The 13,542-nt window shown below is 64.6% G+C and carries 15 protein-coding genes and 1 pseudogene; 7 read left to right on the top strand and 9 right to left on the bottom strand.

The annotated features are described in order from the left end of the window. The first annotated feature begins 18 nt into the window (after positions 1 to 18). From QRN11_RS18620 to QRN11_RS18605, 4 genes are all read left to right on the top strand, one after another. Complete coding sequence (locus QRN11_RS18620) at positions 19 to 738, top strand: DUF6152 family protein (RefSeq protein WP_285313981.1); 720 nt, start codon at positions 19 to 21, stop codon at positions 736 to 738. Between the two features lie 11 nt (positions 739 to 749). Next, on the top strand, positions 750 to 1,232 hold the full coding sequence (locus tag QRN11_RS18615) for a hypothetical protein (protein ID WP_285313980.1): 483 nt from the start codon (positions 750 to 752) through the stop codon (positions 1,230 to 1,232). 105 nt (positions 1,233 to 1,337) lie between these two features. Continuing rightward, positions 1,338 to 1,658, top strand: a complete 321-nt coding sequence (locus tag QRN11_RS22660) for a hypothetical protein (RefSeq protein WP_502935050.1) — start codon at positions 1,338 to 1,340, stop codon at positions 1,656 to 1,658. Next, entirely contained in the window at positions 1,616 to 2,347 is a 732-nt protein-coding gene (locus QRN11_RS18605) for an Lrp/AsnC family transcriptional regulator (RefSeq protein ID WP_285313979.1), read from the top strand. The genes QRN11_RS22660 and QRN11_RS18605 overlap by 43 nt, the downstream gene beginning before the upstream one ends. A gap of 717 nt (positions 2,348 to 3,064) precedes the next feature. On the opposite strand, the gene QRN11_RS18600 is transcribed toward QRN11_RS18605, so the two are convergent. The 4 genes from QRN11_RS18600 to QRN11_RS18585 form a co-directional block, all read right to left on the bottom strand. Next, positions 3,065 to 4,102: a 2-keto-3-deoxygluconate permease gene (locus tag QRN11_RS18600; RefSeq protein WP_285313978.1), complete on the bottom strand. Its 1,038-nt coding sequence runs from the start codon at positions 4,100 to 4,102 to the stop codon at positions 3,065 to 3,067. 74 nt (positions 4,103 to 4,176) lie between these two features. Next, positions 4,177 to 5,220 carry a zinc-dependent alcohol dehydrogenase gene (locus tag QRN11_RS18595; protein ID WP_285313977.1) on the bottom strand — a complete coding sequence of 348 codons (1,044 nt, stop codon included), beginning with the start codon at positions 5,218 to 5,220 and terminating at the stop codon, positions 4,177 to 4,179. A 51-nt stretch (positions 5,221 to 5,271) separates the two neighbouring features. After that, positions 5,272 to 6,570 (bottom strand): four-carbon acid sugar kinase family protein, encoded by a 1,299-nt coding sequence (locus QRN11_RS18590; RefSeq protein WP_285313976.1) that lies wholly within the window; start codon positions 6,568 to 6,570, stop codon positions 5,272 to 5,274. Between the two features lies 1 nt (position 6,571). Continuing rightward, complete coding sequence (locus QRN11_RS18585) at positions 6,572 to 7,837, bottom strand: RuBisCO large subunit C-terminal-like domain-containing protein (RefSeq protein ID WP_285313975.1); 1,266 nt, start codon at positions 7,835 to 7,837, stop codon at positions 6,572 to 6,574. A gap of 270 nt (positions 7,838 to 8,107) precedes the next feature. Between QRN11_RS18585 and QRN11_RS18580 the strand changes: the two genes are divergently transcribed. Together QRN11_RS18580 and QRN11_RS18575 are read left to right on the top strand one after the other, a co-directional pair. Continuing rightward, positions 8,108 to 8,974 (top strand): GntR family transcriptional regulator, encoded by an 867-nt coding sequence (locus tag QRN11_RS18580; protein WP_285313974.1) that lies wholly within the window; start codon positions 8,108 to 8,110, stop codon positions 8,972 to 8,974. A gap of 515 nt (positions 8,975 to 9,489) precedes the next feature. Continuing rightward, on the top strand, positions 9,490 to 10,203 hold the full coding sequence (locus QRN11_RS18575; protein WP_285313973.1) for an HNH endonuclease family protein: 714 nt from the start codon (positions 9,490 to 9,492) through the stop codon (positions 10,201 to 10,203). Positions 10,204 to 10,327: 124 nt separating this feature from the next. Here QRN11_RS18575 and QRN11_RS18570 read toward each other — a convergent pair whose 3' ends face one another. The 3 genes and pseudogenes from QRN11_RS18570 to QRN11_RS18565 form a co-directional block, all read right to left on the bottom strand. Further along, positions 10,328 to 11,071: an alpha/beta hydrolase family protein gene (locus QRN11_RS18570; protein WP_285313972.1), complete on the bottom strand. Its 744-nt coding sequence runs from the start codon at positions 11,069 to 11,071 to the stop codon at positions 10,328 to 10,330. A 45-nt stretch (positions 11,072 to 11,116) separates the two neighbouring features. Continuing rightward, positions 11,117 to 11,215, bottom strand: a pseudogene (locus QRN11_RS22655) (hypothetical protein); the annotation flags it as partial. Positions 11,216 to 11,233: 18 nt separating this feature from the next. Then, positions 11,234 to 11,443 (bottom strand): hypothetical protein, encoded by a 210-nt coding sequence (locus QRN11_RS18565; protein WP_285313971.1) that lies wholly within the window; start codon positions 11,441 to 11,443, stop codon positions 11,234 to 11,236. Between the two features lie 72 nt (positions 11,444 to 11,515). Here QRN11_RS18565 and QRN11_RS18560 point away from each other — a divergent pair, with 72 nt between their 5' ends. Then, positions 11,516 to 12,019 (top strand): HAD domain-containing protein, encoded by a 504-nt coding sequence (locus QRN11_RS18560; protein ID WP_285313970.1) that lies wholly within the window; start codon positions 11,516 to 11,518, stop codon positions 12,017 to 12,019. Between the two features lie 58 nt (positions 12,020 to 12,077). Here the strand turns inward: QRN11_RS18560 and QRN11_RS18555 are convergent, their stop codons facing one another. Both QRN11_RS18555 and QRN11_RS18550 read right to left on the bottom strand, forming a co-directional pair. Beyond that, the gene (locus tag QRN11_RS18555) at positions 12,078 to 13,118 is read right to left on the bottom strand and encodes an AAA family ATPase (RefSeq protein WP_285313969.1); all 1,041 of its coding nucleotides are present in this window, start codon (positions 13,116 to 13,118) and stop codon (positions 12,078 to 12,080) included. A gap of 100 nt (positions 13,119 to 13,218) precedes the next feature. Then, complete coding sequence (locus tag QRN11_RS18550) at positions 13,219 to 13,389, bottom strand: hypothetical protein (RefSeq protein ID WP_285313968.1); 171 nt, start codon at positions 13,387 to 13,389, stop codon at positions 13,219 to 13,221. Positions 13,390 to 13,542: the final 153 nt, after the last annotated feature.

The raw sequence follows: 13,542 nt of genomic DNA, 5'->3' as shown, positions 1-13,542 counted from the left end.
CTGAAAGGACACAATCACATGCGTTTTAACAAGAGCCCCACGGGGCAGGCCAGTCGCGGTGCCCGCCGGGCCAAGCTTTCGGTGGCCTCGGTCATTCTTGCGTCGATGTTCTTGGTCTTTCACCCCGGCACTGCGCAGGCCCATCATGGGTTCGACGACTTTGACACCGACCGCCTTTACTACATTTCGGGCACCGTCTCGCAGGTCCGGTGGGGCGAACCCCACTCCTACTTCACTGTGACGCTTGACGACGGGCTGCCTGCCGACACGCCGGAACTGGCTTTGCCTGAGCAGCTGCAGGCCCCCGAGGACAGTGGTCCGATCAACAGCGCCCCCTCGTACAGTGGCTCGCATGAGGTGCTGGAGGTCGTCATCGCGCCGCCGAGTTACACGGGAAGGTGGGGCCTTGACCGTCCGCTTGCCGACGGCGAGCAGGTAGAGGGGGTCGGCTACATCGGCGCGAGCCACGACGATGAGTTTCGTCCGGTGGTGTTCTGGTTCGAGGACGGGAAACCGGTCAACCAGGTGCTCGGAAGCCAGCTGCCGGCGAGGCCGCTGCCGGTTCCGTATCCCGAAGCCGGCGCGCGTGCCGCCGAGGAGGGCGGGAGTGCCACGACTGCTGCAGCGGACCCCGATGGCATGTCTCCCGTCGCGGTGTGGGGAACAGTCGGTACGGTGCTGGTGGCCAGCGTTGCCGGCGCAGCTTTGTACCTGCGCGCACGCTCGCGCCGGCAGTGACGGCGCCGCTCATGGGCGACATCTTTTCCTGGCTGGAAGACGGCCCGGTGGCCGAAGCCATTCGTGGAACGGCCTACCTGTATCCGGTGCTCGAGAGCATCCACATCATCGGCATCGCACTCCTCATAGGCCCTGCCGCTGCCTTCGATCTTCGGCTGCTGGGTCTGGGCCGGCAGGAGCTGCGGGTGACGACAGCGGCGGACTGGCTCCTCCCGCTGTCACGCCTCGGATTCGTGATCGCCGCGACCACCGGCATCGTCATGTTCCTGTCCGCGGCCAGTCTTATGGCGGACCGTGGCAGCGCCCCGTGGAAACTTGGCCTCCTCCTGATCGCTGGCCTGAATATCCTGATCTTTCACCGCCACACCTACCGGAACGTGCCCGACTGGGACTTGGGCCGGCCATCACCTTGGCCAGCGCGCATGACTGCCGTCATTTCCTTCGCATCGTGGTCGGGCGTCACGCTCGCGGGGAGGCTTCTCGCCTACACCTAACACGGGCGACGGCAGATCGAGAGCGGTCGTTCAACCTCACCACCGAACCAGCCCGCTTGCGCCCGCCGACCTTGATCTGCCTGCCAGCGTCGCCTAGACCCCTCGGTGCCCGTCGAGGACGCCGCCTGGACGGTAGGAGATCTGGTCCAGGACGGAAAGGTCAGGCACTTCGGTCTCTCGGAGGCGTCACCCGCGACCGTCCGGCAAGCGCACACTGCGGTGCAAAGCGAGCAACCGTTGTGGACGCGCGATCCGGAATCTGAGGTGCTCCCCACATGCGGCCTTAGGACGGCGCCGGCAGGGGAGCGGTTGACTGGAGCGGGGTCCCCCTCATCCTGCCATGTTGAGTCGAGGCCTTGCTGCCGGACCCCGAAGTGGCAACGGTGGACATCACCGCAGGTTCACGGGACTTGGTGCTTTCCGTGATCGCTCCTACGAGCGAGGCCCTCTACCGGTACGTGCTGGAGCGTCTGGAAAGGCTGGATTTCGTAGCCAAGGTCTATTCATATCCGATTTCCGATGTCCTTGCGGAAGCCAGCCAATGGCGCCTGAGGGCGCTCGACGCGAAGCAAGTGGAAACCCTGCGTGCCATCAAGCCGGAGCCGGGGCGGGTGAGGCGGCCCACTGAATTTGACGGGGCGGTTGCCAAGGAGCTGTTCCGTAACGGGCGGGCGACTGCGATGGAAGTCGCAACGTCTCTTGGAGCCAACCCGCGAAAAGTCCGCGAGTCAATTTCCAGCCAGCTGTCGGCGGGGACAATCAGGCTGAGGACCGACGTCATACGCTCAGCGTCAGGCTGGCCGGTGAACGCCTGGTATTTTTTGTCCTTGCCCGCCGCCCAGGCAGAACGGATTGCCCGGCAACTAAGCCGGCTTGATGAGATCCGCTCCGTGGCGTCGATAGTTGGCAGGTACAACATCGCTATGACGGTGTGGATGAGGACGCTCAAAGACATCTCCAGGCTCGAAGCAGCCATAGAAGAACAGTTGCCCGGCGTGCGCATCACCGACCGGTCCGTGGTCATGCGCACCACAAAACTGGTCGGAACGCTGCTCGACGAGAATGGACGACGAACAGGCTACCGCGCCACCCATCTTCAGGCCGCGAAACCCTGACCACTACTGCAACCTGACCCGAACCAAAGGGCGCGCTACAGCCGGTGAGCAGAGGTTTGCCGCCCGCTTCCTGCCCTGGGAAATGCGGTGCATGCGCATCTTTTGGGGGAAACCGTGTCCGATCTTGCCCTTGGTCGTACTGAGCGTTGGCCGATAAAAGACCTTCCGTCAGGCGACTTCTGGGGCCGCGCCACAAGGGCGGCCGCTGACCTGGGGCCTCGGACCTCATCCTGCCAGGTTGAGTTCCGAGGAGCGTTCCCGACGGCAGGAAGGCATCCGGGACCCGATTGTCAGGTTGGCGCGCGCTCTAACGAAGTTTCTATCATCCTGACCGGAGCGCTTGTGGCATCAGCCGAACTAGGTAAGGACTTTGTGAATGACGGTGCCGTCACAGTGAAAGATGAGGATCCTGCTTTGGCCGTCGATGCAGACCCAAAAGTATGACGCGTCTCCGGCAATGTCATCGATGGTGCCGCATTCGGCTGCGTGGCCAGTTCGTTGGACGATCACTCTGTCGCCCGGGTTCAGATGGATCCAGTTGTGATGACTGAGCAGGCGGGTTTGAGGTCCAGGGAATGGGACCTGTGACAACTGAGTCTGTACATTCATTGTGTTCCTCCAGGGTTGTATCTGGCGTTTCTGTCTGGCAAGCGCGCGTGAGACCGAAAGGGCGGGGCCGCACAGATGTGCACGCCCCGCCCTTTTCCCTTTAGTTAGCTACGTCAGTTCTGGGGTACTGCCCGCATGTTTGGGGGCTGGTGCCTCCTGCTCGGCGGAGTTGTCTTGTGTGTCCACCAGGCCCTCCTTTTTCTGCACTCTGCGGGCCCATGCTGAGGTGACGATGGGGCAGAGCACTGCTGAGACGACGACCGAGGCTGCCACGAGCACTGTGGCGTGTTCCGCTGCGGGCGCGTAGACGGGGTTGGCCGTGGCGATGATGGCCGGGACGAGGGCCGCGTTGCCCGCTGTGGTTGCCGCGGCGAGGCCGGCCACGCCATCGCCGCCGGTGAGTTTGTCAGCGAGTAGCAGCACGGCGCCGCCGACGAAAACCACGAACAGTCCGAGGGCTATGCCAAGCAGCCCTGCTTCGACGACGGCGTTGAGGTTGATGGTCAACCCGAGGGCCAGGCCCAGGAACGGAATCATCGCCGGTACCAGCGGGGCCAGGAGATGCCGCATGTTCTTATCCAGGTTTCCCAGGAGCATGCCCAGTGCCAGCGGGAGGATCGCGCCGACGAGTGCCTGCCAGGGGAAGGCAGCGAGGCCGGCGATGCCGAGGGTGACCATGGTCAGGAAGGGGCCGGATTCGAGCGAGAGGATGGAGTAGGCCCCGGCGTCGCGTTTGCGGCCGAACTGACCCATCAGCGAGATGTAGAGCCCGCCGTTGGTGTCGTTCAGGGCGGCGACGAGTGCGAGGGTTGAGAGGCCGGCAAGGATCCCGGTTTCGATGGGCGCTTCGCCGAGGAAACGTCCGGCGATGACGCCGATGAGGATGGCGAAGGCAATCTTTGAGCCGAGGAGCACCCCGCCCTTTTTGAGGATGTAGGGCGTTGATTTTACTTCGAGTGTTGCGCCGAGGCATACGAAGAACACCGCCAGGAGGGGTGGAAGGCCGGTGAAGAAGGCTCCGGTGAAGGAACCGAAAAACTTACCGGCGTCCGGGGCCAGGGTGTGGATGATGGCGCCGATGAAAAGGGGCACCAGCATCATGCCGCCGGGGACTTTTTCCAGGGCTTTCTTGATGGGAATCGACATTGATTTCTCCTGTGAATGGCTGGGTTGCTTGGGTCCACGCGTTCCGGGGCGGGTGCGCGTGGGTGGGGGTGTGTTTAGCCGAGGCCCGGGATGAGCAGGACTTTGCAGGCGTCTCCGGTGAGCAGTTCGACGGCTTCGTCGATGTCGCTCAGCTTCTTGCGGTGGGTGATGAGCCAGTCCAGTTCCAGCTTCCCGGAATCGAGGAGCAGCAGGCTTTGTTCCCAGGTCTCCCAGAGCCGGCGACCGAAGATGCCGCGCAGGGTGATGCCCTTCTTGTTGATGTAGGCGGCGATGTCAACTTCTGCGGGGCGGCTGGGGTGTCCGACGGTGATGACGGTGGCTTCGCGGCGGACGGCTTCGAAAAGTGTTGCCAGCGTGCCGGGAGCTCCGGAGCATTCGAAAGCGACGTCGAAGCCGCCGCGGCGGCCGGTCAGTTCGCGGCAGCGCTCAACGATGCCGTCGTTGGGGTGCAGGGCGGTCGCACCGAGTTTCTCTGCCTGGGCCCGGCGGTAGGGGTTCGGGTCAACGGCGATGACATGGGAGGCGCCCATGAGCAGTGCCAGGTTCACGACGACGAGGCCGACCGGGCCTGCGCCGCTAACGAGGACCGCCCGTCCTGCGACGGAGTAGTTGGCCCGCTGGATGGCGTGGACGGCAACGCCCGCGGCTTCGAGCAGGGCCCCGGATTCCAGCGACAGGCCGGTGGGGAGCTTGACGCAGATATCCTGGGGGACGGAGGCGTACTCGGCGAAGACACCGTCGATGTGCATTCCGAGGATGCCGGTCCGTTCGCAGGTGTGGGCGTCGCCGGTGCGGCAGGGGAAGCACTGCCCGCAGGTCAGGTGGCTTTCCAGGGCAACCTGGTCGCCAACCTTCAGCCCGGTGACGCCGGCGCCGACTTCGACGATGGTTCCTGCGCCTTCGTGGCCGAGGATGACCGGGAGGTTGAGGTTGAACGCCTGGGCCGACGGGGTCCATTCGTAGAGTTCGCGGTCGGTGCCGCACAGGGACGCGGCTCCTACTTCGATGACGACGGAGCCTTCTGTTGCTTTGGGGTCGCCGGCGTCGGTGACGTAGGTGACGCCTCGCTCGGCTGCGTTTTTGACTACTGCCCGCATGGGGGCCGCCTTTCGTTGGTTCTGGTGATGCGTGGAGGGATTTGTGGGGGGTCAGCTGGGGAGTTGACCGGCGAAGCGGCGCAGGATGTCGGTGGGGCCGACCTGTCCGCCCTTGAGCAGGAGCCTGCACCCGGCGACGGCGGAGGCGCCGTCGGCGCGCAGGATTGGGGCTGCTGTGACAAATTGGGCCGACACCCGGAGCTGGCGTACGCCCATGGCGATGAGTGCATGGCTGGAGGTATCGCCGCCGCAGACGGCGATGTCACGGGTGAGCCCGGCGTTTGCCATCCGGGCGGCCACGCCGCCGATCAGTGTGCCGACGTAGCCGGCGTCCACCGGCGTTCCCGCGCTGTACCGCGGGTCCGCCGCGCCGCGGGTGGTGTGGACGACAACGTTCCTGCCTGTGCGGAGGGCAGCGGAAACACGTTCGTCCAGGTCTGCCACAGCCGCCGGGTCATCGCGCTGCAGCAGCTCGGCAGGGACCGGGACGTCCTCCCAGCCATTGGAGGTTGCGTCGTTGATCTGCTCCGCTGTGGTGCTGGAGGCCGAGGCGCTGACTGCCAGCACCGGCCCCGAAGACTTCTGGTGGCCGGCTGTGCGCGCGGCCTGGTCCGAAATCGACCGGGCCAACGCGGCCATGATGCCGCCGGATCCGACGACGATTGAGGGGCCGTGCCCGTGTTCTTCCCGGGTGAGGGCTTCTGCGATGGCGTCCATCTGGTGTTCGTCCACGGCGTCGACGACGAAGGCCTGCGCTCCGGGTTCCCGGCGCTGGTCGGCCCAGGCGTCCTTGAAGGTCCCGTCCTGGTAGGCGGGCAGGTGGATGGCTCCGGGTACCTGGGCTCCGCCGAGCTGTTCGGCCAGGATTTGGCGCAGATCGGCTTCGGACATGGGGGTGGACGGGTGGCGTGACATCACCGGATGGCGGTCCAGCCGGTAGATTTTTCCCGCGTAGGCCGCGTAGTGGTTGCTGAAGGCGGTGTAACGGCCAAAGCCCGGCTGCGCCGGCACCACTGGAATGGGGCCGTGCAGGGGGAACTGCTCATGGAGCAGCTGGATCCCGCGGCCAATGCTGCCGACCGTGGTGGAGCTGTCGAACGTGGAACAGACCTTGTAGAGCAGCACCTCCAGGTTCAGTGGTGCGATACCGGCCAGGTCCCTGCGGACCAGGGTGTCGAACGCTTCCCCGGCCAGGGACCTGGAGGGCCCGGCGATCCCAACGACGTCAGCATCGGTGGGCAGTGGCGTGTCCCCGATGACGAGGACAGCTTCGAGGCCGTGGCGGTGGGACTGGGCCAGGACGTCGGCGGCTCCGGTGAGGTCGTCGGCGACGAAACCGAAAGCTGGCATGTCAGGCACCTTTCCTGAACGTCTGGACCGCATGCAGCAGGGCGTCATCTCCAGTTTCCGCCCGCTTGGTGGCTGCAGTCTGCAGTGGTACCCCGTCCACTGCGGCTTCCCAGGCCTGGCGCAGGCTGCGCACCCCGGCCCCGGGACCGTCCGGGTGGGCTGCGACCCCGCCGCCGGCCAGCATCATCAGGTCCGTGGAGCCGACAGCGTCGAAGGTGGGCCCGGGGGTGGTGACGTTCTGCCCGGAAGACAGGACGGGCAGCGGTGCGGTGGTCTGCCCCAGGGGTTCGAGCAGGCTGCGGATGTTCGCAGCCACCTCTTCATCCAGTTCGTAGAACTTGCTGCCCAGCCCGCTGGCGTGCAGGTGGTCGGCGCCGGCGAGGCGTGCCATCTGCTGCCAGACCCGGTAGTCCATGCCCAAGGCCTTGGACCGCATGGAGGCGGCAAGCCCGGCGCGGTGGCCATGGATCGGGACCTCCGCAAAGCTGCGGAGCAACGCCAGGGCCGGCATTCCCATCACCGGGATGTTCAGCATCACGCACCGGCCGCCGGCTTCAACAACCAGGTCGTGGCGCTTGCGCAACCCGGCGAGGTCGCCGGTGATGTTGAAGGCATACATAGTCGAGTGGCCCGTGACCTGCTCGGCGGCACGGATTTCCTCGGTGGCGACCGCGACCCGGCGTTCCAGCGGCAGGTACCCCGGATCAGTCATCAGTTCGTCGTCCTTGATCAGGTCAATGGACGCCATCGCCAGATCCCGGACGACCAGCCGGAACTCTTCTTCCGAGAGCCCGACATTGGGTTTGACGATGGTGCCGACCATGACGCCCTGAACGTCACTGATGAGTTTTCGGGTTCCCCCGATGCCGAATGCGGGGCCGGGGTGGGCGGCGATGAAGTCAGCGGGCAGCTGCATGTCCTGGAGCCGGCAGGCGTACAAATCACCCAGCTCGAAAAGATTGCCTGCGATGGCAGTCTGCAGGGTGGCCAGGTCGGTGCCGACGTTCTCCATCGGGAAATCAACGGTCACCAAGGCGGCGCGGACTTTTTCCGGGTTGGCCCGGGACGGCAGGGAAGGCCGGCAAAATCCCAGTTCCTGAACATCGGATATCCGTGCGGCGTGCCGTTCCCGGATCCGGGCGGACTCCCCGGGCACCGGCAGGAACGTGCCGCTGGACTGCTCGCCCGCCATGATGGCAGCAGCCTTCTCGGGCTCAATTTCAGATTCAAGGTAATAGGTGCAACGCACCGAACGCGGGTCGCGCATGGAACTCTCCAATTCAGGGTTTTGAAACTCACGTATCCAACTGTCACCTGCAGGTACCCTCACGTCGCTCGCGCACCATTGCGGGCTTAAGCAGGTGACTCGCACTCCGTGTCCATGGCATCTTCCGTGATAACCATTCGCGAAGTTGTACGTACCTTTGGTACGTACAATAATACGTGGTGTGGATCACGTCAAGACCAGCAGCTCCTGGTAAAGGGCTACGGCTTCGGGTGTGAGGGCTAAGATTTGCACAGCGGCAAAGGAGTTAGCGTGAGTTTGGAACAAGCAGAACCAGGGACGGAGCCGACGGGACGCGGCGGGGGCCTGAACCGGGAAGCCGGAGGCCCGCTCCATGCACAAATCCGGGACATCCTGCACCGGCAGATCGTGGATCTGGCACTGTCCCCAGGCGCCTCCCTGCCCACTGAAGAGGAACTGCAAAGGCAGTTCGGTGTCTCCCGCAGCGTGGTGCGCCAAGCCTTGTCAGGCCTTTCCGACCTCGGCCTGATCCGACGCCAGCGCGGCCGCGGCAGCGTAGTAGCCGCAACGCCCGTCCTCCGCCGACACGTCCAGCGCGCAGGCGGCCTGGACGAACAGGCCGCCGCGCACGGCCAGCGCCTGCGCACCCACGTCCTCACTGTGGAACCATCCGAGCCGCCCCAGGCGGGCATCGAGGCCCTTAACACCACCAACACCTGGAAAATCGAGCGGATCCGTTACCTCGACGATCTTCCCGTTGCCTTCATGCGTACTTGGGTCCCGCGCGACTTCTTCCCGCACTTCACCGTAGACCTGCTTGAAAACGCGTCACTCCTGAGCCTCATGCGCGACCACGGCTACCACCCAGCCGGAGGACCCCGCCAAGTCCAGGCCGTGTCCTCAGATCCGGACCTGGCGCATAAACTCAACATCAACACCCGCGAACCACTACTCCTGCTCCAAGGCGTCACCCGGGACGCCCTCGGCCACGGCCTCGAATGGTTCAACGTCTGGCACAGCCCCAACACCGTCTTCGACGTCGACGCACAAGTCACCAGCCAGCCGGGAGGCGTCTCCAAAGAACACATCCGCCGCCTGCGGAACCTGAGCCAGCAACTCGAATCAGAACTGGCCGACCTCGAGCGAGGAGCACAATAAAGCGCCACGGCCGCCCGTCCCCTGACATCAGGAGGGATTCACGAATCGGACCCCAAAGCCGGCTTTGAGGAGGGCGTGGCGGCGCGGGGCGATCTCTGCTTCTCCTCGTCATTTGTGTGTCAGGGCTGGCCCGGAAGGTACCAGACCGTCTTCACGAACAAGACCCTTGCCCGAGGTACTCCACAGTGCGGTTGGCTGCCCCCATTGCTTTCTCAGCGTGTGTCGGGGCAGGCTAACGTGCCATGCTCCGTTGAAGGCATTGATGTGTCCGGTCCAGGACGGTGCGGGTTACCCGAGCCGGTGCGCGATGTAGTTGGTGATGCCGGCCATGGTGGCAGACCAGTGCGGGTCCTTGAGCGGGGGGCAGCGTTGGAGCGCAAACGTGTATGGCCTGATTTCCACTTCCGGAGTTGAGGCGAGGGGCGCGGACGTGTGGCAGGCACCACGGACTGGGTTACCCGCGGCAGGCGGTCGTCGAAGCTAGCGTGGAACAACGCCCTATCACCAGAAGGACCATGAAGACCACCTGTTCTCCCGCCAAAGTCCTGGCCTCAGTCACCGCGATGATGCTGGCTGCGTCATTAGCAGGTTGCGACGCTGCAGCCAACGCCCTTGAGATCACCGAGCCTGCTCCGGGCACCGGTGCCTCGAGCACGATAGATCCGGCAACTGCCGCCAACGCCCTTGAACAACTGGAGAGGATTCCCGTGAAGGGGCGCGCCCCAAAGACCGGTTACTCCCGCGATGAGTTTGGACCGGCTTGGGCTGACGTTGACCGCAACGGCTGTGATACCCGGAATGACATCCTGGCCCGGGATCTGACGAACGAAACGTTCAAGCCGGGCACCCGCAGCTGTGTGGTCATGACAGGAACCCTGGCCGACAGATATACCGGCACCACCATTAGATTCACGCGCGGCCAGGACACAAGCTCCGATGTCCAGATCGACCATATCGTTCCCCTCAGCGATGCCTGGCAAAAAGGCGCACAGCAGCTCACGGTTGACCAGCGCAGGGATCTCGCCAACGACCCGCAGAATCTTATGGCCGCCGACGGCCCCACCAACGCTGCCAAAGGTGACAAGGATGCAGCAACGTGGCTTCCGCCGAACAAAGCTTTCCGATGCGAGTACGTCGCCCGCCAAACTGCCGTTAAGGCCAAATACAGCCTCTGGACCACTCAAGCCGAACACGACGCAATCGCGGGGATATTGGAGGGCTGCGCCTGATCGCTGCCGGCACTCCCTTATCCTCCGGGGAGGCTCGCGCGCCGCTTGACTAGAGGGTGAATCGATGCGCCTCGGGCAGCTGCGTCGTCTCTTCCCGCACACCTGCTAACGAACGGGACTGGTCTCACTGTTGCAGCCAGTGCTCAACTGACCTCTCCCACAACCCGGGGTCGGTGTTCCACTCCTGGGTGTGCCGGCCGGCAGGGAACCGGACAAGTGTCACGTTGTCCGGGTGGAGTGCGGCATACTTGGCGCTGACGCTGATCGGTGTGCTCGTGTCGGCGTTACTGTGCAGGATGAGAACCGGGACTTCGGGCTTCATGGTGGTGAAGTCCAGGTCCTTGAGTTTCAGGGGTTGATTCAGCCCGGCCAGCCAGTACAGGGGGCCGCGAAGGATCCACAATGCCGTTCCGGACAGAAATACGGGGAGTCGTGCCGCCGCGGTGTTGAAGGACAGAGTGCTGTCCCAGTCCAGGACGGGAGCGGTGAGGACAAGTCCATCGATGAGATCCTTCTGCGGTGACGTGTGCACGGCAGCCAGGGCCATGGCGGCCCCCATTGACCAGCCGGAGAGGAAGATGGAATCCGCTCCGTGGCTGGCAGCGTAGCCGATGGCTGCATGGACGTCGTCGACCTCAGTGTGGCCGAGGTGATGTTTGCCGTCGGTAGTGGCCGGAGCATCGCCGTCACCTTCAAAGGAGATCAGGAGTTGGGTGTAGCCGAGTCGGTGGAAAAGCGGGGCGGTACGAACGCCAGTGGCGCGTCGGCCGCCCAGACCATGGATGTGGATGACCCATCGCCGGGAGTCATCGCCAGGGACAAGCCATGCCGGCGCCGGCCCCGGTAGCCAAACTTCACTGCTGGGCAATCCTGCCTCCTCAGGTGTCGGGTACGTGTACCCGGACCAGTAACCTGAGGTGCCTGGCTCCAGAACGCCGGCATAGATCTTCTCCAGAGCACGGGTGACCGTGCCTGCCGCCGGTTGACGGGAGAGGATGCAGCCGATCCTGGCATGGCCTGCCCGGTTCCCTCAGTAGAGGCTGAAAACGCCGGGGGAGAGTGTGTCCTCGTCTGCGTGCAAGGTCACTGTTGCGTCGTCTGCTGCCAGGATGCGGATCCGCTCGGGCCGTTCACCTGCAGGGGTGATGAGAGCGCGTGCGATATGGAGGGAAGCGCCCGCTGAAGCAGAAACGATGACTGCCGCGGCGGTGCCGGCCAGGAGAAGTGCAGCTTTGGTCACGCTGACACTGTAGTGGCGGGGCGGGCACGGGTGTGTGTAGTCAGCAGTATGCCGACCATGTAGCTTGCTCGTATGAAGCCGATCATCCTTCTCGACATCGACGGAGTGCTGAACCCGAAGGTCCGCCCCAGTGACAGCGACAGCCGGGGCCCGCAACTGTCGGATGGAAAAGTGGCGCTCGTGCGGCGGCTCGCCACCAAGGGCCGGATCGCGTGGGTGTCGACCTCACCCACTGATGTCGTGGCCGGGCTGGAGGAGCAGCTGCAGCTCGAAGTGGAGCCGCTGCGCGTGCCCCTGGCGATGAAGGAGAGTGACATTGATGAGCCGACTCCGAAGCTCCGGTCCGTCGCACGGTGGCTGGACCGGATGGACGCCGCGGGGGAGGCCGACTGGGACGCGGTGGTGTGGATCGACGACGTCCTCGGGCCGGACGTGCACGAATGGGCCCACAACTATGCCAAGCCAGTCCTCTTGGAGAAACCGACCCCGGACCAGGGGCTGGTGGAGGCGCACGTCGTAGCGGTCCAGGTCTTCATTGATGACCAAGGGGATCGGAGGTTCGATCGCGTGCGCTGACCCGGTCTGGTGGGCGAGATACTCCGCCACCATTCGCCTGTCAGCCTACGCGGATCCGTCAGACCAGCCAGCGCCACCAGCGTGGCTGCTCCGGTTCCGGTTCCGGCGTCGGTTCTGGTTCCGGCTCCTCGCCCAAGGCCAGCGCCGCCTCGACAATGTCGTCCGCGGTGAGCGTCATGACGGCCTCACGATCCAGCGCATCGAGACTTTGTTCCTTGTCGAGCGACAGCCGCAGCGCCTGCCGGTTGAGCGCCTGCTCGAACAGCGTGCGCGCGAACCGTGCGTTGCCGGAGTCCTCGCCCGCATGGAGCCCGGTGAAGATGCGGCGCAGCACCTGGTCGGCACCTTGCGCCAGTATGTACTCGTGCTGGGCCAGCATCTGCTGGAAGATCGTCTGGAGTGCGTCGACGGAGTAGTCGGGGAATGTGATCTCCCGGGCGAACCGGGAGCGCAGTCCGGGGTTCGAAAGCAAGAAGGACTCCATCAGCCGCGGGTACCCGGCCACGATCACGACCAGGCGGTGACGGTGGTCCTCCATCCGCTTCAGCAGGACCTCGATCGCCTCGGGTCCGAAGTCCATCCGGCCGTCCTCCGGGGCCAGCGCGTAGGCCTCATCGATGAACAGGACTCCATCCAGAGCACGCCGGATCACCCGGTCCGTCTTAATGGCGGTGGCGCCCACGTACTGCCCCACCAGGCCCGAACGGTCGACCTCGACCAAATGGCCTTTCTGCAGCAGACCGACCGCGCGGTACATCTCGGCCAGGAGCCGCGCCACGGTTGTCTTGCCCGTGCCCGGGTTTCCGAGGAACACCAGATGCTGCGAGGTGGCCACCTCCGGTAGGCCGTGCGCCTTGCGGCGGGCTTGGACCTGGAGCAGCGCGACGAGGGCCCGCACTTGTTCCTTCACGGTCTCCAGCCCCACCAGCGCGTCGAGCTCGGCCTGCACCTCGGACAGCGGGCGTGCCGGCCCCGACCTCGCGCCAATGAGGTCACCGACCAGGTCGTCGACGCGCTCCGATGTGGGCAGCTTGAGCTGATCGGCCAGATGGCCGATGGTTTCGCGCAAGTCATCGAGCGGATGGCGGCTGGGAGCCATGCATCCACTGTAGTACTCAATTCCCTACAGGGGTGGGGTAGGCGTCGCCAGTATCAACTCCGTCATGGCCACGCCTGCACCAAGTGACAACCAGCTATGTCTAAGCGGCCCGTTCATCGGAGCTCTGAATCTCCACACCTTGGAGGGCGTGTCTGACGTCAGCTGGCGCCCGGCGCCGGGCTTTGACCAGAACAATCAGCATGGTCAGGATGGTGACCGTCCAGGCAATCGCGGCGAGCAACACCAGTCCGATCGCTACTAAGGGGTGCATGCCGAAAGTCTAGGACGGTGCCACTTCGATTCCCGGACGCAACTCCGCTCATCAATGCCGGAATTTGCTGCACAAGCAGGAACTAATGCTGGTGGAAATGCGCGAGGGCACGAAAAAGGTGCGCCCTTAGGATCGCCGGCGGTACCAAAGGCG

It is taken from the genome of Pseudarthrobacter sp. fls2-241-R2A-168 (assembly GCF_030209335.1).
GTDB lineage: Bacteria > Actinomycetota > Actinomycetes > Actinomycetales > Micrococcaceae > Arthrobacter.
The sequence above is the reverse complement of the archived record's forward strand: the minus strand, read 5'-3'. Positions and strand labels throughout refer to the sequence as shown.